Genomic DNA, 25,332 nt, shown 5'->3' with positions numbered 1-25,332 from the left:
GAATCGACGACGATGACCATCACCTCTGACCCCGGTACCTCGACGTCGGGCCGGAACGCCTTCGGCGAGCCCGCTGACCTCCACCTCCCCGGCGGGACCGCACCGCACAGCACCTCCACGCTCAGCGTGCGCGGCGCTCGCGTGCACAACCTCCGTGACGTCGACCTCGAGATCCCCCGCGACTCGCTCGTCGTGTTCACCGGCCTGTCCGGCTCGGGCAAGTCCTCGCTGGCGTTCGACACGATCTTCGCCGAGGGGCAGCGCCGGTACGTCGAGTCGCTGTCCGCCTACGCGCGCCAGTTCCTCGGCCAGGTCGACCGCCCCGACGTCGACTTCATCGAGGGGCTCTCGCCGGCGGTGTCGATCGACCAGAAGTCGACCAACCGCAACCCCCGGTCGACCGTCGGCACGATCACCGAGGTCTACGACTACATGCGTCTGCTCTGGGCGCGCATCGGGGTCCCGCACTGCCCGACGTGTGGCGAGGTGATCAGCAAGCAGACCGTGCAGCAGATCGCCGACCAGCTCATGCAGTTCGAGACCGGCACCCGGTTCCAGGTCCTCGCGCCCGTCATCTCCAAGAAGAAGGGCGAGTTCGTCGACCTCTTCCAGGAGCTCGCGGCGTCCGGTTACGCCCGCGCGATCGTGGACGGGGAGCGCATCCAGCTCAGTGACCCGCCCAAGCTCAAGAAGCAGGTCAAGCACGACATCTCGGTCATCGTCGACCGCCTGGTGGCGGGCGACGACATCCTCGGTCGTCTCACCGACTCGCTCGAGACCGCTCTGCGCCTGACCGACGGCACCGTCGGCATCGACCTGGTGGACCACGAGGGGCCCGGAGCGGTCCGGACCTACTCCGAGAACCTCTCGTGCCCGAACAACCACCCGCTCGCGCTCACCGAGATCGAGCCGCGCACGTTCTCGTTCAACGCGCCGTTCGGCGCGTGCCCCGAGTGCTCCGGCCTCGGGACGCGCATGTCGGTCGACCCCGACCTGGTGCTCGGCGACCCCGAGGCCTCGTTGCGTGACGGCGTCCTGCTGCCCTGGACGGGGACGAGCGGGCTGTACTCCTACTTCGACAAGCTGCTCGGCGGCCTCGGCAAGGAGCTCGGCTTCTCGCTCGACACCCCGTGGAACCAGCTCGACCCCGCGGTGCAGGCGTCGATCCTGACCGGCAAGGACTTCCAGGTGTCCGTCTCCTGGCGCAACCGGTTCGGCCGCGAGATGCGGTACACGAGCGGGTTCGAAGGCGTCATGCCCTACATCGAGCGCAAGTTCGCCGAGGCCGAGTCGGACTCGCAGCGCCAGCGCTTCCAGGGCTACCTGCGCGAGGTCCCGTGCCCGGTGTGCGAGGGAACCCGCCTCAAGCCCGAGGTGCTCGCGGTGACGGTCAACGACCGCAGCATCGCGGACGTCACCGACATGTCGCTCGACAACGCGTACTCGTTCATGGACGAGCTGACGCTGACCGACCGTGAAGCGCACATCGCCGCCGCGGTCCTCCGCGAGATCCGCGCACGCCTCGAGTTCCTGCTCGAGGTCGGCCTGAACTACCTCACGCTCGCGCGTGGTGCCGGTGGTCTGTCCGGCGGCGAGGCGCAGCGCATCCGACTCGCGACGCAGATCGGTTCCGGGCTGACCGGTGTGCTCTACGTGCTCGACGAGCCGAGCATCGGCCTGCACCAGCGCGACAACCGTCGACTCATCGACACCCTGGTCAAGCTCAAGGACCTCGGCAACACGCTCATCGTCGTCGAGCACGACGAGGACACGATCCGCACGGCCGACTGGGTCGTCGACATCGGCCCCGGCGCCGGCGTGAACGGCGGCAACGTCGTGCACTCCGGCTCGTACGAGGGCATCATCGAGAACCGTGAGTCGATCACCGGCGACTACCTCGCCGGCCGACGCGCGATCGAGGTGCCGGCCGAGCGCCGCAAGGTCAACCTGAAGCGCGCCATCACCGTGCAGGGTGCCCGCGCGAACAACCTCAAGTCGATCGACGCGGACTTCCCCCTCGGTGTGTTCACCGCGGTCACGGGCGTCAGCGGGTCCGGCAAGTCCACGCTGGTGAACGACATCCTGTACAAGGTGCTCGCCAACCAGCTCAACGGTGCACGGCACATCGCGGGCAAGCACACCCGGGTGAAGGGCCTCGACCAGCTCGACAAGGTCGTGCACGTCGACCAGGCACCGATCGGCCGGACGCCACGGTCGAACCCCGCGACCTACACGGGCGTGTTCGACCGCATCCGTCAGCTGTTCGCCGAGACGCAAGAGGCCAAGACCCGCGGCTACCAGCCCGGCCGCTTCAGCTTCAACGTCAAGGGTGGCCGCTGCGAGAACTGCGCGGGCGACGGCACGATCAAGATCGAGATGAACTTCCTGCCCGACGTCTACGTCGCGTGCGAGGTCTGCGGTGGTGCGCGCTACAACCGCGAGACGCTCCAGGTCCACTACAAGGGCAAGAACATCTCCGAGGTCCTCGACATGCCGATCAGCGAGGCGGCCGAGTTCTTCGAGCCGATCTCGGCGATCCACCGGTACATGGCGACCCTCGTCGACGTGGGCCTCGGCTACGTGCGCCTGGGCCAGAGCGCGACCACGCTCTCCGGCGGCGAGGCGCAGCGCGTCAAGCTCGCCACCGAGCTGCAGCGTCGCTCGAACGGCCGCACGGTCTACGTGCTCGACGAGCCGACCACCGGTCTGCACTTCGAGGACGTCCGCAAGCTGCTCCTCGTGCTGCAGAGCCTGGTCGACAAGGGCAACACCGTCATCACGATCGAGCACAACCTCGACGTCATCAAGTCCGCCGACTGGCTGATCGACATGGGTCCCGAGGGCGGGTCCGGCGGCGGGACGGTCCTGGCGACGGGCACCCCGGAACACGTGGCGACCGTGCCGGAGAGCCACACCGGTGTCTTCCTGCGCGAGATCTTCGACGCGCAGGACGCCCGGGTCGGCAAGCAGCAGGCGGTCGGCGCACGCCAGGCCACCCAGAAGCAGCAGGGCACGACCAAGAAGGCGAGCAAGCAGAAGGCGGGTGCTCGCTAGGTGGCGGACACCGTCCCGTGGCGTCCGAAGGCGGGGGAGATCCCGACCGACCCGGGCGTCTACCGCTGGCGTGACGAAGCCGGTCGGGTGCTCTACGTCGGCAAGGCGAAGAACCTCCGCGCCCGGCTGAGCAACTACTTCGCGCCGCTGCCGACGCTGCACGAGCGCACGCGGCGCATGGTCCTGACGGCGCGCAGTGTCGAGTGGACGACGGTCGGCTCCGAGATCGAGGCACTCCAGCTGGAGTACACCTGGATCAAGGAGTTCGACCCGCCGTTCAACGTCAAGTTCCGCGACGACAAGTCGTACCCGTACATGGCGGTCACCCTGGGTGACGAGGCGCCGCGGGTGATGGTGACGCGCAACCGCAGGATCAAGGGCGCGAAGTACTTCGGTCCGTACCCGAAGATCTGGGCGGTGCACGACACCATCGACCTGATGATCAAGGTCTTCCCGATCCGCACGTGCTCGGACTCGTCGTACAAGAAGGCGATGCAGACCGGCCGCCCGTGCTTCCCGGGGCAGATCGGCAAGTGCGGTGGCCCCTGCTCGCAGAAGGTCACGATCGAGGAGCACCGCGCCCTCGTCGAGGAGTTCGTGCGCTTCATGAACTCGTACGACCGTCGGGTCATCACCGAGCTCCGGCAGCGCATGGGGGCTTCGGCCGACGCGATGCAGTACGAGCAGGCCGCGAAGTACCGCGACCAGGTCGAGGCGCTCGAAGCCGTGCTCGAGAAGTCCGCCGTGGTGCTCCGCGACTCGGTCGACCTCGACCTGTTCGGCATCGCGGAGGACGAGCTCGCCGCGGCCGTGCAGCTGTTCTCCGTCCGTGGTGGCCGCATCCGCGGTGTCCGCGGCTGGGTGGTCGACAAGGAGCTCGACATCGCCACGGGCGACCTCGTCGAGCAGATCGTGCAGGGCGTCTACGTCACCGACGAGCCCCCGCGCGAGGTCGTCGTCCCCGAACTGCCGGAGGACGCGGACGCGCTCCAGGAGTGGCTCAGCAAGCGTCGGAACGGGCGCGGCACGAAGCTGAGCACCGCACAGCGCGGCGATCGCGCCGGTCTCGCGCGGACGGCCGCGCAGAACGCCGGGCAGGCGCTCATGCTCTACAAGACCAAGCGTTCGGCCGACTACACCACCCGGGCCGCGGCACTGGCCGACATCCAGGATGCCCTCGGCATGACCGAGGCGCCGCTCCGTATGGAGTGCTACGACATCTCGCACCTGCAGGGCACGAACGTCGTCGCGTCGATGGTGGTTTTCGAGGACGGTCTGCCGCGCAAGGACCAGTACCGCCGGTACTCGATCGCCGAGACCACCGACGACACCGACAGCATGTACCAGGTGCTCTCGCGGCGCCTGGCGCGGCTGGACGAGGACGCCGAGCTGCCGGACGTCCCGGACGTCACGACCGACGAGGTCGTCGAGGGGTCGAAGCCGACGAAACGGTTCGCGTACCGCCCGCAGCTGCTCATCGTCGACGGCGGCCAGCCCCAGGTGCAGGCCGCGAAGCGCGCGATGGACGAAGCCGGCGTGCACGACATCGCCCTGGTCGGCATCGCCAAGCGGCTCGAGGAGCTCTGGCTGCCCGACGACGACTTCCCGGTCATCCTGCCCCGCAACTCCGAGGCGCTCTTCCTCATCCAGCGCATCCGTGACGAGGCGCACCGGTTCGCGATCACCCACCAGCGCAGCAAGCGGAAGCGGGACGTCCGGTCGCGGTTGTCCGAGATCCCCGGTCTCGGCCCGAGCCGCGTCAACGCCCTGCTGAAGCACTTCGGTTCGGTCGCCCGGCTGCGCGAGGCCACGGCCGAGGACATCGGCGAGGTGAACGGGATCGGCCCGGCGACCGCTGCCGCCGTGGTCTCGAAGCTGGCCCAGACGCCGACGAGCGCACCGGCCACGAGCGCGTCGAGCGCCCCCGAACCGGACGCCGACGCGATCGCGGACACCGGAACCGTCACCGATCCCGGAGGCCCCGTGCGGGTCCCCGAGGTGACCGACGACGGTCCGCAGCGACCGTCGTGACGAACCCCGCGCCTCCCGGCCGTCACCGGGCGGTAGCCTGGTCCGGCAGCCGAGACCTCCCCGGGCGACGCGCCCGGGCCGCCACGACGGAGCCCACTCCCAGATGACCGACAGCGCCACCGCGACCACCCACGCGTCGCAGCACGACATCCTCATCGTCACCGGCATGTCCGGTGCCGGGCGGTCCACCGTCGGCAAGGCCCTCGAAGACCTGGGCTGGTACGTGGTCGACAACCTGCCCACGCAGATGCTGGCCCCGCTGACCGAGCTGGCCGACCGCGCGGGGGAGAAGATCCCGAAGATCGCCACGGTGGTCGACGTCCGAGGCGGGCGGTTCTTCACCGACCCCGAGCACGCGGTCGAGCAGGTCCGCTCGAGCACGTCCGCGCGGGTCCGTGTGCTGTTCCTCGAGGCCACCGACGCCGTGCTGGTCCGGCGCTTCGAGCAGGTCCGTCGACCCCACCCGCTCCAGGGCGAGGACACCCTGCTCGACGGCATCGCCCGCGAACGGGCGCGTCTCGCCGGCCTCCGCGAGGCGTCCGACGTGGTGATCGACACCTCCGACCTCAACATCCACCAGCTCGCGAACACCGTGATCGAGCACTTCGCCGACGAGCACTTCGTGGGTGTCCAGGTCACGCTGATGAGCTTCGGGTTCAAGTACGGACTGCCCGCCGACGCCGACATGGTGGCCGACGTGCGGTTCCTCCCGAACCCCTACTGGGTGCCGGAACTGCGGCCCCACACCGGGCTCGACCAGCCGGTTTCGGACTACGTCCTGGCCCAGGCCGGAGCCCGTCCGTTCGTCGATCGCTACGCCTCCGTCCTCGAGCCGGTGTTCGAGGGGTACCAGCGCGAGAACAAAAGACACGCTACGATCGCCATCGGCTGTACCGGCGGGAAGCACCGCTCGGTCGCCATCGTCGCCGAGTTGGCGAACCTCCTCCGCGGGATGCCAGGCGTCGCCGTGCGTGTGAAGAACCGAGATCTCGGCCGGGAGTGACCGTCCCTCCGGCTGCTCCCACGCCCGTGCCGCCGGATCTGCGGGAACCACTGAACGAACGTTAGGAATGATGCTGTGCCGTTGACTGCCGAGGTCAAGGACGAACTGGCCAGGGTCGCCGTGAACCGCAACACGGTCCGCGCCGCCGAACTGGCCACGATCCTCCGGTTCGCAGGTGGTCTGCACGTCATCTCGGGCCGCATCGCGGTCGAGGTCGAGCTCGACACCCGGATCATCGTGCACCGGGTCCGCAAGGACCTCGCCGAGCTCTACGGCGTGCGCAGCGAGGCGTCGGTGGGATCGTCCGCGTCCGCCCGCCGTGGCACCCGCTACCTGGTCCGCGTGCTCGAGGCGGGGGAGACCCTCGCCCGCCAGACCGGCCTGATGGACGCCCGTCGCCGCCCCGTCCGCGGGCTGCCGAACCGCCTCACCACGGGCAACCGCGAAGACCTCGCCGCCATCTGGCGCGGCGCCTTCCTGGCCTCCGGCACCCTGACCGACCCGGGTCGGGCCGCAGCGCTCGAGGTCACCTGCCCCGGCAACGAGGCCGCGATGGCCCTCGTGGGTGCCGCGTCGCGTCTCGGGGTCGCCGCCAAGGGCCGAGAGGTCCGCGGGGTGCACCGCGTCGTCATCCGCGACGGCGAGGCCATCGGTCAGATGCTGACCGTCATGGGTGCCGCGCGCACCACCGCCGACTGGGAGGAGATGCGCCAGCGTCGCGAGGTCCGCGCGACCGCGAACCGCCTGGTCAACTTCGACGACGCGAACCTCCGCCGTTCCGCGCAGGCCGCCGTGGCAGCATGCGCCCGGGTCGAGCGTGCGCTCGAGATCCTCGGCGACGAGGTCCCCGACCACCTGCAGTACGCCGGCACCCTGCGCCTGCAGCACCGCGACGCCTCGCTCGACGAGCTCGGCCAGCACGCGGACCCGCCCATGACCAAGGACGCCATCGCCGGTCGTATCCGTCGCCTGCTGGCGATGGCCGACAAGCGGGCTTCCGACCTCGGCATCCCGGGCACCGAAGCGAGCGTTCCCGAGGAGCTCGAAGGGGCCTGAGAGCGGTCTGTCGACCCTGCGGACCGGAGGCGCGGTGCCAGCTGGCACCGCGCCTCCTGTCCGTGTGTCGGTCGCGACTACTTCGACTCGTAGAGTCGGCTGCTCTCGTCGTGCCACTCGATGGCGGTCGCCGCGAGCTTGTCCTTGAACTCGGCGCCGTGGTGGGCGCAGAAGTAGAGCTCGCCGCTCGACATGGTGGCTCGGATGTAGGCCTGCGCCCCGCAGCTGTCGCAACGGTCGGCGGCGGTCAGCTGGTGGTTGCTGACTTCGTCGATGGAGGGGTCCTGCACGGTCTGGGTCATTGCTGTGCTCCTCACGGATCGCAGGTGGTGCCGGGTGGTTGCACCATTTCAACACGTGATGCCTGAGAGCGACGCATTGTCGGGCCCTGTTTCGCTCAGCGCGGATCGCTTGGCCCCAGTGCGAGTGTCCACACGGTGCTGTCGGTGCCGCTCGGTAAACTCCGACGGTGAGCTCCGACTACTCCGCACGCCATCTCTCCGTCCTCGAAGGGCTCGAGGCGGTCCGGAAGCGGCCGGGCATGTACATCGGCTCGACGGACTCCCGGGGCCTCATGCACTGCCTGTGGGAGATCATCGACAACTCGGTCGACGAAGCCCTCGCGGGGCACGGTGACGAGATCGGTGTCGTGCTGCACGCCGACGGCTCGGTCGAGGTCCGGGACACCGCCCGGGGCATCCCCGTCGACGTCGAACCGAAGACCGGCCTCACCGGGGTCGAGGTCGTGTTCACCAAGCTGCACGCCGGCGGCAAGTTCGGCTCGGGGTCGTACGCGGCCTCGGGTGGCCTGCACGGCGTCGGCGCCTCGGTCGTGAACGCGCTGTCGGAGCGCCTCGACGTCGAGGTCGACCGGGGCGGCAAGACCTACGCCATGTCGTTCCACCGCGGCGAGCCGGGCATCTTCGACGACAGCAAGGGCATCGGCCCGGACGCTCCGTTCGCGCCCTTCACCTCGGGCAGCGAGCTGCGTGTGGTGGGCAAGGTCAAGAAGGGTGTCACCGGCTCCCGGATCCGCTACTGGGCGGACCGCCAGATCTTCACCGCCGACGCCCGGTTCAGCACCGACGACCTGGTCACCCGTGCACGGCAGACCGCGTTCCTCGTGCCCGGGCTCGGCATCACCATCACCGACGAGCGCGCGGCGTCGATCGACGCCGCTGCCGCCCGGGCCGAGGCGACGGGTACCACCGTGGCCGCCGGGCCGGTGGTCGAGCGCTTCCGGTACGAGGGCGGGATCGGCGAGTTCGTCGAGCACCTCGCCGTCGACAGCCCCCTCACCGACGTCTGGCGCGTGCAGGGGACCGGCACCTTCACCGAGACTGTGCCGATGCTCGACGACAAGGGCCACATGGTCTCCACCTCGGTCGAGCGCGAGTGCGAGGTCGACCTGGCGCTCCGCTGGGGCAGTGGCTACGAGACCGTGTTCCGCAGCTTCGTCAACATCATCGCGACGCCGAAGGGCGGCACCCACCAGGCCGGGTTCGAGTCGGGCGTCGTCAAGGCCGTCCGTGCCCAGGTCGAGGCGAACGCGCGCAAGCTCAAGGTCGGGCAGGACAAGCTCGACAAGGACGACGTCCTCGCCGGCATGACCGCCGTGCTGACCGTGCGGTTGCCCGAGCCGCAGTTCGAGGGGCAGACGAAGGAGATCCTCGGCACCCCGGCGGTCCGGAAGATCGTCGACCAGGTCGTGTCGAAGCGCATCACCGAGATCCTCACCTCGACGCAGCGCACCGAGAAGGCACAGTCGGCCGCTCTGCTCGAGAAGGTCGTGTCCGAGATGAAGACCCGCATCTCGGCGCGGGCGCACAAGGAGACGCAGCGCCGCAAGAACGCGCTCGAGAACTCCTCGCTGCCGACGAAGCTCGCCGACTGCCGCTCGCAGGAGACCGAGGGCACGGAGCTCTTCATCGTCGAGGGTGACTCGGCGCTGGGCACCGCGAAGCTCGCCCGCAACAGCGAGTACCAGGCACTGCTGCCGATCCGCGGCAAGATCCTCAACGTGCAGAAGGCGTCCGTGTCGGACATGCTCTCGAACGTCGAGTGCGCGTCGATCATCCAGGTCATCGGCGCTGGTTCGGGCCGTACGTTCGACATCGACCAGGCCCGCTACGGCAAGATCATCATCATGTCGGACGCCGACGTCGACGGCGCCCACATCCGCACGCTGCTGCTGACGCTGTTCTTCCGGTACATGCGGCCGATGATCGAGCAGGGCCGGGTCTTCGCCGCCGTGCCGCCGCTGCACCGGGTCGTCGTGGTGAACCGCGGCAAGCCGAACGACACGCTGTACACGTACTCCGAACAGGAGCTGCAGACGGTGCTGAAGAAGCTCGAGAAGACGGGCAAGAAGTACCAGGAGCCGATCCAGCGGTACAAGGGCCTCGGTGAGATGGACGCCGACCAGCTGGCGGAGACCACGATGGACCGCGCGCACCGCACCCTGCGCCGGGTGAACGTGACCCATGCCGAGGGTGCCGCGAAGGTGTTCGAGCTGCTCATGGGCAACGACGTCGCGCCGCGCAAGGAGTTCATCCTGGCCGGCGAGGGCCTGGACCGCGACCGCATCGACGCGTAGCGCGCCTTCACGCCCGGGCCGCGCAGCGGCCTGGCGTGCTCACGCGCTGGGCGACACCTCACGCGGCCTGCGGCCCGTGAGCTGTCGCTCAGCGCGAAACCGCGCCGCGTCCGCGACACGGTGACGGCGGACGGGAGGCCCGTGGCGGCGCCGCCCCGCGCCTCCGGGCCGTGCGCCCTGCGTTCTCACGCGCTGGGCGACACCTCACGGGGCCCGAAGAGCGTGAGATGTCGCCAGGCGCGAAACGTGGCGGACGCCAGCGCCCGCCTACGCCTCGCCGGCGGTGCCGTCGAGCGTCGCAGCGCTGCCACCGATCGAGCCGATGACCGCCTCGAGCGGGGCGCCCGACCCGTCACGCTTCGACAGCCAGTCGGGCAGGGTCCGTGCGGCGCCGTCCGTGCCGACGGCGTGTGGCGGCGCGATGCCCGCCCATCCCACCGTGAGCCCGTCCTCGCCCTTCAGGAACGCGTGCGCCCGGACACCCTGGGTGGCACGGCCCTTCGCCGGGAACTCCGACAGCGCGGAGACCTTGGCGCGACCGGCGTCGGTGCCGGGCAGCGCGGTCGAGGTGGTGGACACCGTGGCGACCACGGCGTCGTCGGAGCGTGCGACCGAGCCGAACCAGATCACCGAGGCGCCGTCGGCGAGGGCCATGCCGGCCACACCACCGGCGGGCAGCCCCTGCGCCCGGACGACGGACGCCGGGAACCGCAGCAGCTGCGCGTTCGAGCTGATGAACACCAGGTCGTCGGACTCGGGCGCCTGCGCGGCACCGACCACGTGGTCGCCGGGCTTCAGGCCGATCACGACGAACTCCGGCTTGTCGGGCCACGCACCCGCCACGACGCGCTTCACCACGCCGTGCGCGGTGCCGATCGCCAGCGAGTCCGACGACGCACCGGACAGGTCGACGATCGCCACGACGGTCTCGCCCTTGGTGAGCGCCAGGAAGTCGGTGACCCGGACACCGGCGTCGAGCCGGACCGCGGCTGGCGGCACGGCGGGGACGTCGACGGGGGAGAGCCGGAGGACCCGCCCGGTCGAAGTGATCGCGCCGATCTGCCCCCGCACGGTGCTCACCACGGCGGAGCGGACGGCGTCGTGCTTCGAGCGCTTCGGCACGCGGACGATGCCGAGCTCCGACGTCGGGATGTCGACGCGGATGAGCCGTCCGGTGGTCGAGAGGAGCACGCGGCAGGGCGAGTCGGCGATCTGCAGGGACTCCGGGTCGACCGCGGCCTTCCGACCGCCCTTCACCGGGGCGTCGGCCTCGGTGAGCAGCGTGCGGCGCGGGGTCGCGAACTTGTCGGACACCTCGGTCAGCTCGAGGGCGACCTGCGCGCGGAGCCGTTCGTCGGACGCCAGCAGTTCTTCGAGGGCGGCGATGTCGGCGAGCAGCTGGTCGCGCTCGGCCTCGAGCTCCATCCGCGAGAACTTCGTCAGGCGGCGCAGGCGCAGCTCGAGGATGTACTCGGCCTGCACCTCGGACAGGTCGAAGACGTCGCGCAGGCGGTTGCGCGCTGCCTCGGAGTCGTCGGAGGTGCGGATGACCTGGATGACCTCGTCGATGTCGAGGATCGCGATGAGCAGACCCTCGACCAGGTGCAGCCGTTCCTTGCGTCGTGCCAGCCGGTACTGCGACCGGCGGGTGACGACGGCGAGCCGGTGCTGCACGTAGACGTCGAGCAGCTCGCGGAGCCCGAGGGTGCGCGGTGACCCGCCGACCAGCGCGACGTTGTTGATGCCGAAGCCGTCCTCGAGCGGGGTGTGCTTGTAGAGCTGCTCGAGCACGGCGGTGGGGTTGAAGCCGCTCTTGATGCCGATGACGAGCCGGAGCCCGTGGTTGCGGTCCGTCAGGTCGTTGACGTCGGAGATGCCGACGAGCTTCTTGGACTGGACGCCGTCCTTGATCTTCTCGATCACACGCTCGGGGCCGACCAGGTAGGGCAGCTCGGTGACGACGAGCCCGACCTTGCGCGGGGTGAGGTTCTCGACGCTCACCTTCGCGCGGGTGCGGAACGAACCACGGCCGGTGGCGTAGGCGTCGCGGACCCCGGAGAGCCCGACGATCGTGCCGCCGGACGGCAGGTCGGGGCCGGGCACGAACTCCATGAGCTCTTCGAGGGTGGCCTGCGGGTTCATGAGCAGGTGCTTCGCGGCCTCGACGACCTCGCCGAGGTTGTGCGGCGCCATGTTCGTCGCCATGCCGACCGCGATGCCGGAGGCGCCGTTGACGAGCAGGTTCGGGAACGCCGCCGGCAGCACGCCCGGCTGCATGATCTGGTTGTCGTAGTTCGGGACGAAGTCGACGACGTCCTCGCCCAGGCCCTCGGTCATCGCCATCGACGGTTCGGCGAGCCGTGCCTCGGTGTACCGGGCGGCAGCGGGGCCGTCGTCGAGGGAGCCGAAGTTGCCGTGGCCGTCGACGAGCGGCACGCGCATCGTGAACGGCTGGGCCATGCGGACCAGCGCGTCGTAGATCGCGCCGTCGCCGTGCGGGTGCAGCTTGCCCATCACCTCGCCCGTGACGCGGGCACTCTTGACGTGTCCGCGGTCGGGTCGCAGCCCCATCTCGGCCATCTGGTACAGGATGCGACGCTGCACCGGCTTCAGGCCGTCGCGGGCGTCGGGCAGCGCCCGCGAGTAGATGACGGAGTACGCGTACTCGAGGAAGGAGCCCTGCATCTCCTCGGAGACGTCGACGTCCTCGATGCGCTCACCGTCGGGCAGGCCGACTACGTCCGTGCGTGCCATGGCACCTTTCTGGAGAACCGGAGTCGTCTGGGAGACTCGTGGGATGGGAACAAGCGTACCGACGGCCCCCGACGCCGTCGCGAACCTCGCCGACGTCTTCCCGAGTTGCCTCGTGGCGCTCGGCGCTGCGGACGACGCGTGGTTGCGGAACGACGGCCTGGAGGCCCGGATCACCCTCCGCCCCGCCCGCTCGGCGATCGTCGTGCTGGTCGACGGCCTCGGTTCCGCCGCGCTGGCGGCGCGCGCCGGGCACGCCCGCTGGTTGACCGGCGCGAAGGGCACCGGCACCGCGAAGAAGCTGCGGAGCGGGTTCCCGACGACGACCGCGGCCGCCCTGAGCACCCTGACCACCGGCCGCTCGCCCGGCACCCACGGCGTCGTCGGCTACAGCGGCTGGAACCCGGACACCGGTGCCGTGATGAACCTGCTGGGCGGCTGGGACACCGAGGTCCCCGCGGACTGGTTCCTGACCCGGACCCTGTTCACCCGGGCCGCGGAGCTCGGACTCGACCCCGTCGTCGTCGGGCCGGACCGGTACCACTCGTCCGGGATGACCGCGAACGTGCTCGGCGGCGCCCGGTACGTGTCGGCGGACACCGTTGCCCAGCGCGTCGACGCCGCACTGGCCGAGACCACCAGCGGCCGCTCGCTCGTCTACCTGTACGTGCCGGAGCTCGACTCGATCGGGCACAAGTACGGCTGGCAGTCCGACCGGTGGACGGCCGCCCTCGAGCTGCTCGACGGCGAACTCGCCCGCCTCGACGCCCGCAGCGCCGACGACGTGGGGGTCCTGGTGACGGCGGACCACGGTGTGCTCGACGTGCCGGACCACGCGAACATCTCCATCGACCCGCTGCTGCTCACCGACGTGGTCGGCGTCGCGGGTGACCCGCGCTGCCGCCAGCTCACCGTCGCACCGGGCACCGACGTGCGCGCCCTCGTCGGCGCGTTCCGGGCCCGCTACGGCAAGAAGGCGTACGTCGCCAGCCGTGCCGAGGCGATCGAGGCCGGGTGGTTCGGGCACGTGTCCGACCAGGTGGTGCCGCGCATCGGCGACGTGCTCGTCGTGGCGCGCGGCTCGTGGGCGTTCAACGACGACCGTGCCCTGCGCGAGGACGAGACGCCGAAGCGCATGATCGGCCAGCACGGCGCGATGACCGACGAGGAGACGATCGTGCCGCTCCGACTCGCCGGCGCGTTCGCCCACTAGGACGTCGGCGCCGACGGTCGGTGCTCGTGCCGATCAGGCGGGGTCGTCGTCCGGACGGGTGCCGAAGACGATCTCGTCCCAGCTCGGCATCGAGCGACGGTTGCGCTTCTTGCGTTCGCCACGGCTCTCGGACTCCGGCGCCGAGGCCGGACGGACGTCGGAGGACTGGGGTGCGGTGTCGTGTGCGCCGCCGTCCTCGAAGCCCTGCAGCGGGATGTCGACGACGCTGATCGAGGTCCCGCGGGCGGGCTCGTCGCGCTGTTCGCCGAAGGACGCTGCTTCGCGCTCCCCGCGGCGACGGCGGAGCGCCTCGAGCAGGTCCGCGGTCTCGTTGCCGGGAGCACGTTCTTCCACGGCGGCCTGACCGATGCGGGGCAGTGGTGCACGGAGCGGCGCGTGTTGGGACGGCTCGGGCTCGGCGGCCGGCTGCTCCGGCTCGTCGACGCGGAAGGCGCCCGAGTCGAAGCGGGTGCCGTCGTCGTCCTGCTGCTCGAACTCGACCGCACGCAGGCGCGGGGCGATGCCCTCGTCGTCGGTGTGCGAGAGCCGGTGGGCGTCACCGTTGTCCGGCGCGAGGGTCGAGGTCTTCGGGTCGAAGTGCCACTGGGCGTCGTGCTCGACCTCGCCCGCGGTGTAGCGGACGCGGACCTGCCACCCGCTCTCCGGGTGCTTCCACGAACCCCAGGTGATCGCGGTGGCCTCACCGGCCTCGAGCTTCGCGGTGATCGCAGGGCCGAAGGTGTCGGGGGACTCGTCGTCGACCGGGGTGACCGGCACACGGTGCGAGGCGTCGAGGATGAAGGCGCGCTCGGCGAGGACCGGCCCCTCGAAGCGACGGACGTACTCGACGTCGACGTCGAGCGCGGCGGCCACGTCGGCGGCGTCTGCGCCGCCACGGATGCGTGCCTGGACGTCCTTGGGGGAGACCCGCTTCTGCGGACCGGCGTCGGGGTTCGCCTGGCGCACCTGGCCGGCCAGCGACGACGTGACGGGCAACCGGAACTCGGTGCCGCCGTCGGTCGCCAGGAGGAGTGCGCCGGACTCGACTCCGATGACTCTCACGTCTTGCATGGTTCCGCCTTCCCAGCGTCGCGTACGGTCCTGCTGTCGTACCCCGTGAGTATGCAGGGACGACGGGCGGTTTCCGGGGAGGCGCACGGGCGTGCCGCGGACATCCGCGTGGCCGATCCCGGGCACGCGGCCCTCCGGCAACGGGTGTCGGGAATGTCCGGTTCCGGTCGTGGGTTGCACCGCCAGCACGACCCGCCGCAGCACTCGGTTTGCGCTCTGGCGGGGCGTGGTGCAAACTGTCGCCGCCGATCACCCGGCGACGACCTCTCGATACGAGAAATGGATGGGCATGGCCACCGATTACGACGCCCCCCGGAAGACCGACGACAACTCCGACTCGGAGTCGATCGAGGCCCTCAAGGAGCGCGTTCCCGACAAGATGTCGGGGGTCGTCGACGATGATTCCGACAACCCCGGCAGTTTCGAACTCGCCGGGCAGGACCTGAGCGACGTCGACCTCGACGTCGTGGTGCTGCCCCCGCAGGTCGACGAGTTCACCTGCGTCGAGTGCTTCCTCGTGAAGCACCGCTTCCAGCTCGACCACGAGTCGAAGCTCGGACCGGTCTGCGCGGAGTGCGCGTCGCTCTAGCGAACACAGCCGCGTCGTCCTCGACGCAACGATCAGCGAAGGCCCCGCATCCTCCAGGGATGCGGGGCCTTCGTCGTGTGCTGCGAGGCGGGGCCGAGCCGCGCCTCCAGGCCGTGGACCGTGGTCCGTCAGGACCGCAGCGCCTCGACGACCTTGCCCGGGTGCCGGACGCTCACCAGCCAGTAGGGCGTCGGGTCCGCGTCGTCGCGCACCTCGACCTTGACGACCCCCCGGACGTAGCCGCGGAAGAGGGTCCACGCGCGGGCGTCGAGTGCCGGCCCGCGCTGCTCGGTGGCCGCTGCGCCCTCGAACGCCTCGGTCGTGCCGACGAGCGTGCGGGGGAGGTGTGCCTTGCCCGCGCGGAACTCGGTGTCGGTGACCTCGATGGTGGGTGCGAGTGCCCACAGGAGGACCAGCACCCCGAGCTCCATCCCGATCGCCACGAGGACGCCGGCCAGGACGCTGATGGGGAGGAAGACGAGCAGGGTGGCGGGGATGACGAGCGCCGTCGCCAGGTAGAGGGCGGGCGGGGCCCAGAGTCGTTCGCGGTACAGGGTCACGGGTCCATTCGATCACGAGCGAGCGAGGTCACGGAACGGTCACGGCTGCACTACCCTCGTCACGTGACCGAACCAGTCGACGTCCTCTGGACCGGGGAGCACGCTCCCGGCCACGCCCACCCCGGCGACGCGGGTGCCGATCTCGTCTCCACCGAGGCCTTCGTGCTGCAGCCGGGGGAACGACACCTGGCCGCCACGGGTCTGCGCATCGCGCTGCCCGAGGGCTACGCCGCGTTCGTGGTCCCGCGGAGCGGCCTGGCTGCGAAGCACGGCATCACGATCGTGAACAGCCCAGGCACCGTCGACTCCGGCTACCGCGGGGAGATCAAGGTCGCCCTGCTCAACACCGACCAGACGGAACCGTACGAGGTGCACGTCGGCGACCGCATCGCCCAGTTGATCGTGATGCCGGTGCCGCAGGTGACCTACACCCGGGTCGTCGACCTGCCGGACAGCGTCCGCGGACAGGGCGGGTTCGGCTCGTCGGGCTACGGTGACCGGAGCGACGCCGTGACCGGTGCCGCCGCAGACGCTCAGGAAGGAACGCGCGCATGAAGTTCGGCCGACGCAAGCGGGACGAGGTCGAGGTGGCGGACGCCGTCACCGACGACATCGAGGTCGCGGACACGTCCCCCGAGGTCGACATCGCGACGGATGCCGACGCGGACCTCGACGAGGTCGACGCGGTCGCCCCGACGGACAAGTCCGCTCCGGAGGACCGGGCCGAAAACGGCCCCCACGACGAGACCGAGGCGAACCTGGTCCGCCCCTACGTCGACCTGGGCGGGGTGAAGGTGCTCCCGCGCGAGGGCCTGCACCTGCGCCTCGAGGTCGAGGAGGGCTCGCAGCGCGTCGTCGCGGTCGGGCTCGACTACGACGAGTCCACGCTGCAGGTCCAGCCGTTCGCGGCGCCCCGGTCCACCGGCCTGTGGCACGAGATCCGCGCCCAGATCGCCGAGCAGATCGAGCGCCAGGGCGGAGTCGTGACCGAGGTCGACGGCCCGTTCGGCCCCGAGCTCCGCGCGTCCGTCCCGGTCGCCGTGGACGGCGACGGCGGCACCGCCGGCTCCCGTCCGGCCCGCTTCGTCGGCGTCGACGGCCCGCGCTGGTTCCTGCGCGGCGTGATCGCCGGCAAGGCCGCCGAGCAGCCGGACGACGCCAGCGAGATCGAGGAGCTGTTCCGCAGCGTCGTCGTCGTGCGCGGCACGACGCCGATGCCGCCGCGCGACCTCATCCCGCTGCACATGCCCAAGTCGACGCAGACCGCGATCTGACCGACTGACGACCAACCCCGCCTGGAGGCACGGTGCCGGACCACGACGACACCCCACGACCCGAGACGGCTGGCTCCGACCCCGCTGCACCGGCGGCCGAGCCGTCGGTGGTGCCGAATGTGGCGCCGCCGGCTGAGTCGCCGGTCGCACCGTCCTTCTCCGCGCAGTTCCGTGACGCCGTGCAGAACGCCGGCATCGCCCGCGTCGCGCCCGGTGAGGCGCCGTCCGGCCGGGCGCTGCTCGGCGCGGTCGGCGGGGTGCGCGGCCTCGCCGAGTCGGTGCTGCCCGGGTTCGCGTTCCTGGTCGTCTACGCGGTCACGAAGGAGCTCGTGCCGAGCGTCGTGATCCCGGTGGCGGTCGGCCTGGTGTTCGTGGTGCTCCGGCTGCTGCAGCGGCAGTCGGTGACGATGTCGTTCGCGGGCATCCTCGGCGTCGCGGTCTCGGCCGGCCTCGCGCTCATCACCGGCCGTGCGGAGAGCAACTTCATCCCCGGGATCGTCATCAACGCCGTCTGGCTCGTCGGGCTGCTGATCACGCTGGCGATCCGCTGGCCGCTCATCGGGCTCGTCGTCGGCTTCCTGCTGCCGGCGAACGAGGACGGCTCGCACGTCGACTGGCGCGCCGACCCGGTGAAGCGCCGGGTGCTGACGGTCGCCACCTGGATCTGGGTCGGGCTGTTCGCGGTCCGTCTCGCGGTGGAGGTCCCGCTGTACCTGACGGCGCAGGTCGAACTGCTCGCCGGGCTGAAGCTCATCCTCGGCGTGCCGCTGTACGCGGCGGTGCTCTGGGTGACGTGGCTGCTGGTCCGCACCGTGTTCGTCCGACGCGACGACGTCGCCCCGGTGTAGAGTTCTCTCGACATCAAGATAGTTCTCGCAGGGCGCGCACGCGTCCTCGGGATTAGGTTTGCCTTGCTGGTGGGACGGTCCACGGCCCGCGAGGATGAGGGCAAACCGATCAGTAGGGAGGCGGCACGGTGGCTGCAGTCAATAGCTTCGGCTCGAAGGACACACTGTCGGTTGGGGGTGTCGACTACGCGATCCACCGGATCGACTCGGTTCCCGGGCACGAGAAGTTGCCCTACAGCCTGAAGGTGCTGCTCGAGAACCTCCTCCGCACCGAGGACGGCAAGAACGTCACCGAGGGACAGATCCGGGCGCTCGGCTCCTGGCGACCCGACGCGGAGCCCGACACCGAGATCCAGTTCTCGCCGGCGCGCGTCGTCATGCAGGACTTCACGGGTGTGCCGTGCATCGTCGACCTCGCCACCATGCGCGAGGCCATGGCGGACATCGGCGGCGACCCGAACAAGATCAACCCGCTGTCCCCGGCCGAGATGGTCATCGACCACTCCGTCATCGCCGACCTGTTCGGCAGCACGGACGCCCTGCAGCGCAACACGGACCTGGAGTACGAGCGGAACGGTGAGCGCTACCAGTTCCTCCGCTGGGGCCAGACCGCGTTCGAGGACTTCAAGGTCGTCCCGCCGGGCACCGGCATCGTCCACCAGGTGAACATCGAGTACCTGGCGAAGGTCACCTACACGCGTGACTTCGACGGCGAGACCTATGCGTACCCCGACACCCTGGTCGGCACCGACTCGCACACCACGATGGTGAACGGCCTCGGCGTGCTCGGCTGGGGCGTCGGCGGCATCGAGGCCGAGGCCGCGATGCTCGGCCAGCCCGTGTCGATGCTCATCCCGAAGGTCGTCGGCTTCAAGCTCTCCGGTGAGATCCCGCCCGGCGTGACCGCGACCGACGTGGTGCTCACCATCACGCAGGAGCTCCGCAAGCACGGCGTCGTCGGCAAGTTCGTCGAGTTCTACGGCGAGGGCGTCGGCGCCGTCCCGCTCGCCAACCGCGCCACCATCGGCAACATGTCGCCCGAGTTCGGGTCGACGGCGGCGATCTTCCCGGTCGACGACGTCACGCTGGACTACCTGCGGCTGACCGGTCGCGACGAGGCGCAGATCGCGCTGGTCGAGGCGTACTCCAAGGCCCAGGGCCTGTGGCACGACGCCTCGGTCGAGCCGAACTACTCCGAGTACATGGAGCTCGACCTCTCCACGGTCGTGCCGTCCATCTCGGGCCCGAAGCGTCCGCAGGACCGCATCGAGCTCACGAACGCGAAGAGTCAGTTCGAGCTCGACCTGAACAACTACACGACGCCGTCCGAGCAGACCGACCTCGACGACGCGGTCGAGGAGACGTTCCCGGCCTCCGACCCGATCGCCGCCGGTTCGACCAACGAGGACACGGCGCTGCACGAGCACGTGCACGTGTCGAGCGCACCGTCGACCGCCTCGGCGCCGACGAAGGTCGCGATGGACGGGGCCGACCCGTTCACGATCGACCACGGTGCCGTCGCGATCGCCGCGATCACCTCGTGCACGAACACGTCGAACCCGTCGGTCATGATGGCCGCCGGCATCCTCGCCCGGAACGCCGCGAAGAAGGGCCTCACCGCGAAGCCCTGGGTGAAGACCACCCTCGCGCCCGGGTCGAAGGTCGTCACCGACTACTACGAGAAGGCCGGTCTCACCACCTACCTCGAGCAGCTCGGCTTCTACACGGTCGGCTACGGCTGCACCACCTGCATCGGCAACTCGGGCCCGCTGCCCGAGGAGATCTCGCAGGCCGTGCAGGACAACGACCTCGCCGTCACCGCGGTGCTCTCGGGCAACCGCAACTTCGAGGGCCGGATCAACCCCGACGTCAAGATGAACTACCTGGCGTCCCCGCCGCTGGTCATCGCCTACGCCCTCGCCGGGTCGATGCACTTCGACTTCGACAAGGACGCTCTCGGCACCGACCAGGACGGCAACGACGTCTACCTGACCGACATCTGGCCCGACGCGGCCGAGGTGCAGCAGGTCATCGACGAGTCGATCGACACCGAGATGTTCACCCACGAGTACGGCTCCGTGTTCGAGGGCGACGACCGCTGGAAGAACCTGCCGACCCCGACCGGCGACACCTTCGAGTGGGACCAGGAGTCGACCTACGTCCGGAAGCCCCCGTACTTCGAGGGCATGACGATGCAGCCCGACGCGGTGTCGGACATCTCCGGCGCCCGGGTGCTCGCGAAGCTGGGCGACTCGGTCACGACCGACCACATCTCGCCGGCCGGTTCGATCAAGGCCGACAGCCCCGCCGGCCAGTACCTCGCCGAGCACGGCGTCGACCGCAAGGACTTCAACTCCTACGGCTCGCGTCGCGGCAACCACGAGGTCATGATCCGCGGCACGTTCGCGAACATCCGTCTGCGCAACCAGCTGCTCGACGGCGTGGAGGGCGGCTACACCCGTGACTTCACGACGCCGAACGGTGCGCAGTCGTTCATCTACGACGCCTCGCAGCACTACCAGGAGCAGGGCATCCCGCTCGTCATCTTCGGTGGCAAGGAGTACGGCTCCGGCTCGTCCCGTGACTGGGCGGCCAAGGGCACGAACCTGCTCGGGGTCCGCGCGGTCATCACCGAGAGCTTCGAGCGGATCCACCGCTCGAACCTCATCGGCATGGGCGTCGTCCCGCTGCAGTTCCCGGCGGGCGAGACGGTCGAGTCCCTCGGGCTCGACGGCACCGAGGTCGTGTCGATCTCCGGGCTGACCGAGCTGAACGAGGGCCGCACCCCGAAGACGGTGCACGTCACCGCGACGCCGAGCGAGCACTCGCCGGCCGGCAAGCAGCCGATCGAGTTCGACGCGGTCGTCCGCATCGACACCCCCGGCGAGGCCGACTACTACCGCAACGGCGGCATCCTGCAGTACGTGCTCCGCTCGCTCGTCTGAGTCCGCTGAACGACAGGAGCGTCGTACGCACGGGTCGCTGACGCGACCACAGATCGGACCGGAGGCCCGTGGCGACACCGCCACGGGCCTCCAGTCCGTCACCTGGTAGCGAGAATAGAGTGGGCTGACAGCCCCACGAAAGGAGCGCCCGTGAGCCTGCTCGCCAGCATCACGTCGCCGCGCGACCTGAAGCGTCTCTCCGACGCGCAGATGACCGACCTCGCCGCCGAGATCCGGCGCTTCCTGGTCGCCGAGGTCGCGAAGACCGGTGGGCACCTCGGGCCGAACCTGGGCGTCGTGGAGCTGACGCTCGCGATGCACCGCGTGTTCGACTCGCCGAACGACCCGTTCGTCTTCGACACCGGGCACCAGTCGTACGTGCACAAGCTCGTCACGGGGCGCCAGGACTTCTCGAAGCTGCGCGAACGCGGCGGCATCGCCGGCTACCCGCAGCGGAGCGAGTCCGAGCACGACATCGTCGAGTCCTCGCACGCGTCGTCGTCGCTGTCGTGGGCCGACGGCATCTCCCGCGCGTTCGGCCAGACCGGGCAGACCGACCGCACCGTCGTCGCGGTGGTCGGGGACGGTGCCCTCACCGGCGGCATGACGTGGGAGGCGCTCAACAACATCTCCGACGACAACGACCGACGCCTGGTCATCGTCGTCAACGACAACGGCCGCTCGTACGCCCCGACGATCGGTGGCATGGCGCGGTTCCTGAGCTCCGTGCGCACCCGCCGCGAGTACCGCGCCCTGTACGAGGGCACGCAGGCCGTGGCGGCGCGGTTCGGCGCTCCGGGTCGTGCGGTGTACCGAGGCATGCGCGGGGGCCTGCACGGCTTCCTGTCGCGGCTGACGAACAACGAGGCGCTGTACTCCAACCTCGACATCAAGTACATCGGCCCGGTGAACGGCCACGACCAGCAGGCGATGGAGGCAGCGCTCCGGCAGGCCAAGGAGTACGGCGCTCCGGTCATCGTGCACGCGATCACCGAGAAGGGCCACGGCTTCGAGCCCGCCCTGCGCGACCAGGCCGACCAGTTCCACGCCGTCGGGCACATCGACCCGGAGACCGGGGAGTCGCTCGACGCCGCATCGGGGCCGTCGTGGACCTCGGTGTTCGCGTCTTCCCTCGCCGATGCCGGCGCCTCGGATCCTCGGATCGTCGCCATCACGGCGGCGATGCTCCGGCCGACCGGGCTCCACCTGTTCCAGGAGCAGCACCCCGACCGGGTGTACGACGTCGGCATCGCCGAGCAGCACGCCGTGACGACCGCCGCGGGCCTCGCATACGGCGGTCTCCACCCGGTCGTGGCGCTCTACGCGACGTTCCTGAACCGCGCGTTCGACCAGGTGCTGATGGACGTCGCCCTGCACAGGGCCGGCGTGACGTTCGTGCTCGACCGTGCCGGGATCACCGGCCCGGACGGCCCCTCGCACCACGGCATGTGGGACCTCGCGCTGCTGCAGGTCGTGCCGGGGATCCGGATCGCCGCGCCCCGCGATGCCCCGACGCTGCGCGAGGAGTTCCGCGAGGCGATCGCCGTCGACGACGCCCCCACCGTGCTGCGGTGGTCGAAGGGGCAGGTCGGACCGGACATCCCCGCGGTCCGTCGTCTCTCCGATGGCGTGGACGTCCTGCACGCCGCCGCGGACGACGTCGAGGACGTGCTCTTCGTCGCCGTCGGGTCGATGGTGCCGGTGGCACTCGAGGCCGCGGCGCTGCTCGAGGCGCAGGGCATCGGCGTCACCGTCGTGGACCCGCGCTGGGTGGTGCCGATCCCGACGTCGCTGATCGAACTGTCGCGGACGCACCGACTCGTGATCACCATCGAGGACGGCGTGCGGGTCGGCGGCGTCGGGACCCGGCTGCGGCAGGACCTGCGCGCTGCCGGGGTCGACACCGGGGTGAACGAGCTCGGGCTGCCCGACGCGTTCATCGACCACGCGACCCGGTCGCAGATCCTCACCGACGCGGGGCTGACGGCGCAGGCCATCGCCCGCGACGTCATCGACCAGGTGGTCGGGACGAAGCTGCCGCAGGCGAAGCCCGCGCGGTCCCGCGAGTCCGCGGCGTCCGACCGCTGACCGCGCGGTCCGCGAGCGTCTCGCACAACCAAAGTCACCCCGAACCACGGCGATCCGCGGTTCGGGGTGAATTTGGTTGTGCGGCGGTGCGGCCTTCGAGACCGAGTCGGCTCTAGCGGGAAGCGGGGCCGACGATCCGCGGCTCGTGGAACGTGCCGCCGAAGACTCGCTCGGACGCGCCGGAGCGGTCGAGGTACGGGCTGATCCCACCGGCCTGGAACGGGTACCCCGCACCGAGGATGAGCCCGAGGTCGATCTCCTCGACGTGCTCGACGACCCGGTCCTCGAGCATGCGGTGCAGCTCGTCGGCCAGGGCGTCCTCGAACCGGCGCTGCATCTCGGCGGCGTCGACCGGCTGCGCGTCCTTCTTGGACGGCGCGACGAGCTTCACGGCGGCGGGGTCGTACCCGGTCGCGTTGCCCTTCTTGTCGCGGGTCAGGATCGTCCCGTGCTCGGCGATCTTCTTCAGGCCGTCGCCGGGGTAGAAGCGCTCGGGCCAGGCCGCGTGGTGCGAGTCGAGCACGTGCGCGCCGACCGGCAGCCCGACGAGCTCGAGCAGCTCGAACGGTGACATCGGCAGGCCGAGTGGTGCGGCACCCTGGGCGACGGTGTCGAACGAGGTGCCCTCTTCCACGCCGCGCATCGCCTCGCCGAGCACCCGGGCGAGCACCCGGTTGACGACGAAGCCCGGCTGGTCCGCGGTGATGATCGCGGTCTTCTTCAGGGTCTTCGCGACGGCGAGTGCGGTGACGAGGGCCTCGTCCGAGGTCTTCGCCGCGCGCACCACCTCGAGCAGCGGCATGACCGCGACCGGGTTGAAGAAGTGGAAGCCGACGAGGCGCTCCGGGTTGGTGAGCACCGACGCAATCTCGTCGACGGAGAGCGACGACGTGTTCGTGGCGAGGATGGCGTCCGGTGCGATGACCTGCTCGATCTTCCGGAGGACCTCCTGCTTGACGGTCATCTCCTCGAAGACCGCCTCGATCACCCAGTCGGCGTCGGCGAAGGCGTCGTAGGACACCGACCCGCTGACGAGTGCCGTGATGCGGTTCGCGTCGTCGGGGGAGATCCGGCCCTTGTCGAGCAGCTTCGCGACCTCGCCGCGGATCCGCTCGACGCCGGCGTCCACACGGGACTGGTCGACGTCGGTGATGACGACGGGGACGCCCAGGCGTCGGGCGAACAGCAGCGCGAACTGCGACGCCATCAGCCCGGCGCCCAGGACGCCGACCTTCGTGATCTTCTTCGCGTCGACGCCCTCGGGAGCGCCGACGGGCTTCTTCGCACGCTTCTGCACGAGGTCGAAGGCGTACATCGACGCGGCGAACTGGTCGCCCGAGATGAGGTCGGCGAGGGCCTCGTCCTCGTCGGCGAAGCGTTCGTCGAGCGAACCCGACTTGGCGGCGGCGACGAGGTCGAGCGCCCGGAACGGCGACTTCGGCACGGTGCCGATCTTCGACGCGACCTGTCCGCGGGCGACCTTGACGACGGTGCCCCATGCGGCCTTCTCGAGCATGCCCGGCTCGTTCTTCCGCACCACCTTGGTCGTTCCGGTGATGACGCCGTCCGCCCACGCCACGGCGGAGGGCAGGAACGTGACGGACGGGACGAGCACGTCACCGATGCCGATCTCGACCGCGGCCGGGCCGTCCATCAGGCGGTTGTTCTTGAGCGGGTTCTCGACGATGACGCGGAGCGCGCGCTCCGGGCCGATCAGGCGGGGGAGCAGCGTCGCGCCGCCCCAGCCGGGGATGATGCCGAGGAACACCTCGGGGAGCCCGATGCCCTGCGCCGCGGACGAGAACGCCCGGTAGGTGCAGTGCAGGGCGATCTCGAGCCCACCGCCGAGCGCCAGGGTGTTCACGAACGCGAACGACGGCACCCCGAGGTCGGCGAACTTCTTGAGCGTGGCGTGCCCGAGTGCGGCCAGGTCGTGGGCGGCCTCGCGCGACGGGACCGCCGCTGCCTGGGACAGGTCGGCCCCGGCGGCGAAGCAGTACTCCTTGCCGGTGATGGCGACGCCCTGGATCGTGCCGGCGGCGGCCTCGGTCTTCAGGGTGTCGAGCACGCCGGCGAGCTCACGGAGCGTGCGGGGCCCGAGGGTGTTCGGTCGCTTGTAGTCCTTGCCGTTGTCGAGCGTGATGAGCGCCAGCGTGCCACCGGAGGGCATCGTGACGTGCTTGACGAACGAGTGCGTGACGACCTCGTCCTCGCTGAGTTCGGCCAGTAGGTCGTTGTCGACGATGGTCATGG

17 protein-coding genes are annotated in these 25,332 nt (G+C 70.2%); 12 read left to right on the top strand and 5 right to left on the bottom strand.

Annotation, left to right across the window (positions count from 1 at the left end):
- Nucleotides 1–12: 12 nt before the first annotated feature.
- The 4 genes from uvrA to whiA all read left to right on the top strand — a co-directional run bounded on the left by uvrA (nucleotide 13) and on the right by whiA (nucleotide 7,144).
- Nucleotides 13–3,054 carry an excinuclease ABC subunit UvrA gene (uvrA, locus tag ABRP24_RS09540; RefSeq protein WP_349848565.1) on the top strand — a complete coding sequence of 1,014 codons (3,042 nt, stop codon included), beginning with the start codon at nucleotides 13–15 and terminating at the stop codon, nucleotides 3,052–3,054.
- Nucleotides 3,055–5,085 carry an excinuclease ABC subunit UvrC gene (gene uvrC / locus ABRP24_RS09535; protein ID WP_138803552.1) on the top strand — a complete coding sequence of 677 codons (2,031 nt, stop codon included), beginning with the start codon at nucleotides 3,055–3,057 and terminating at the stop codon, nucleotides 5,083–5,085.
- Between the two features lie 103 nt (nucleotides 5,086–5,188).
- Entirely contained in the window at nucleotides 5,189–6,088 is a 900-nt protein-coding gene (gene rapZ / locus ABRP24_RS09530; protein ID WP_027465691.1) for an RNase adapter RapZ, read from the top strand.
- A 75-nt stretch (nucleotides 6,089–6,163) separates the two neighbouring features.
- Nucleotides 6,164–7,144: a DNA-binding protein WhiA gene (gene whiA, locus ABRP24_RS09525; RefSeq protein WP_027465690.1), complete on the top strand. Its 981-nt coding sequence runs from the start codon at nucleotides 6,164–6,166 to the stop codon at nucleotides 7,142–7,144.
- 77 nt (nucleotides 7,145–7,221) lie between these two features.
- On the opposite strand, the gene ABRP24_RS09520 is transcribed toward whiA, so the two are convergent.
- Nucleotides 7,222–7,446 (bottom strand): hypothetical protein, encoded by a 225-nt coding sequence (locus ABRP24_RS09520; protein ID WP_017886093.1) that lies wholly within the window; start codon nucleotides 7,444–7,446, stop codon nucleotides 7,222–7,224.
- Nucleotides 7,447–7,613: 167 nt separating this feature from the next.
- Here ABRP24_RS09520 and ABRP24_RS09515 point away from each other — a divergent pair, with 167 nt between their 5' ends.
- On the top strand, nucleotides 7,614–9,740 hold the full coding sequence (locus tag ABRP24_RS09515) for a type IIA DNA topoisomerase subunit B (protein WP_071244557.1): 2,127 nt from the start codon (nucleotides 7,614–7,616) through the stop codon (nucleotides 9,738–9,740).
- Between the two features lie 267 nt (nucleotides 9,741–10,007).
- Here the strand turns inward: ABRP24_RS09515 and ABRP24_RS09510 are convergent, their stop codons facing one another.
- A complete protein-coding gene (locus ABRP24_RS09510; protein WP_349849372.1) occupies nucleotides 10,008–12,494 on the bottom strand; it encodes a DNA topoisomerase (ATP-hydrolyzing) in 2,487 nt (828 codons plus the stop codon).
- Nucleotides 12,495–12,537: 43 nt separating this feature from the next.
- Between ABRP24_RS09510 and ABRP24_RS09505 the strand changes: the two genes are divergently transcribed.
- Entirely contained in the window at nucleotides 12,538–13,704 is a 1,167-nt protein-coding gene (locus ABRP24_RS09505; RefSeq protein ID WP_349849370.1) for a nucleotide pyrophosphatase/phosphodiesterase family protein, read from the top strand.
- Between the two features lie 33 nt (nucleotides 13,705–13,737).
- On the opposite strand, the gene sepH is transcribed toward ABRP24_RS09505, so the two are convergent.
- A complete protein-coding gene (sepH, locus tag ABRP24_RS09500) occupies nucleotides 13,738–14,766 on the bottom strand; it encodes a septation protein SepH (protein WP_173033640.1) in 1,029 nt (342 codons plus the stop codon).
- A gap of 298 nt (nucleotides 14,767–15,064) precedes the next feature.
- Here sepH and ABRP24_RS09495 point away from each other — a divergent pair, with 298 nt between their 5' ends.
- Entirely contained in the window at nucleotides 15,065–15,364 is a 300-nt protein-coding gene (locus ABRP24_RS09495; RefSeq protein WP_349849368.1) for a DUF4193 domain-containing protein, read from the top strand.
- Nucleotides 15,365–15,492: 128 nt separating this feature from the next.
- On the opposite strand, the gene ABRP24_RS09490 is transcribed toward ABRP24_RS09495, so the two are convergent.
- Complete coding sequence (locus tag ABRP24_RS09490) at nucleotides 15,493–15,924, bottom strand: DUF3093 domain-containing protein (protein WP_110859581.1); 432 nt, start codon at nucleotides 15,922–15,924, stop codon at nucleotides 15,493–15,495.
- 63 nt (nucleotides 15,925–15,987) lie between these two features.
- Between ABRP24_RS09490 and dut the strand changes: the two genes are divergently transcribed.
- From dut to dxs, 5 genes are all read left to right on the top strand, one after another.
- A complete protein-coding gene (gene dut / locus ABRP24_RS09485; protein ID WP_232749524.1) occupies nucleotides 15,988–16,479 on the top strand; it encodes a dUTP diphosphatase in 492 nt (163 codons plus the stop codon).
- Nucleotides 16,476–17,198, top strand: coding sequence for a DUF3710 domain-containing protein (locus ABRP24_RS09480; RefSeq protein WP_232536646.1), 723 nt, complete (start codon nucleotides 16,476–16,478; stop codon nucleotides 17,196–17,198). Before dut ends, ABRP24_RS09480 begins: the two co-directional genes overlap by 4 nt.
- A gap of 32 nt (nucleotides 17,199–17,230) precedes the next feature.
- The gene (locus tag ABRP24_RS09475; protein ID WP_349849365.1) at nucleotides 17,231–18,046 is read left to right on the top strand and encodes a DUF3159 domain-containing protein; all 816 of its coding nucleotides are present in this window, start codon (nucleotides 17,231–17,233) and stop codon (nucleotides 18,044–18,046) included.
- Between the two features lie 128 nt (nucleotides 18,047–18,174).
- The gene (gene acnA, locus ABRP24_RS09470; RefSeq protein WP_349849363.1) at nucleotides 18,175–20,991 is read left to right on the top strand and encodes an aconitate hydratase AcnA; all 2,817 of its coding nucleotides are present in this window, start codon (nucleotides 18,175–18,177) and stop codon (nucleotides 20,989–20,991) included.
- Nucleotides 20,992–21,141: 150 nt separating this feature from the next.
- On the top strand, nucleotides 21,142–23,079 hold the full coding sequence (gene dxs / locus ABRP24_RS09465) for a 1-deoxy-D-xylulose-5-phosphate synthase (RefSeq protein WP_349849361.1): 1,938 nt from the start codon (nucleotides 21,142–21,144) through the stop codon (nucleotides 23,077–23,079).
- Nucleotides 23,080–23,191: 112 nt separating this feature from the next.
- On the opposite strand, the gene ABRP24_RS09460 is transcribed toward dxs, so the two are convergent.
- Nucleotides 23,192–25,330 (bottom strand): 3-hydroxyacyl-CoA dehydrogenase NAD-binding domain-containing protein, encoded by a 2,139-nt coding sequence (locus ABRP24_RS09460; protein WP_349849359.1) that lies wholly within the window; start codon nucleotides 25,328–25,330, stop codon nucleotides 23,192–23,194.
- Between the last annotated feature and the right edge of the window lie 2 nt (nucleotides 25,331–25,332).

Origin of the sequence: Curtobacterium sp. WHRI 8282, from assembly GCF_040223925.2 — a bacterium.
Taxonomy (GTDB): Bacteria; Actinomycetota; Actinomycetes; order Actinomycetales; family Microbacteriaceae; genus Curtobacterium; species Curtobacterium flaccumfaciens.
The sequence above is the reverse complement of the archived record's forward strand: the minus strand, read 5'-3'. Positions and strand labels throughout refer to the sequence as shown.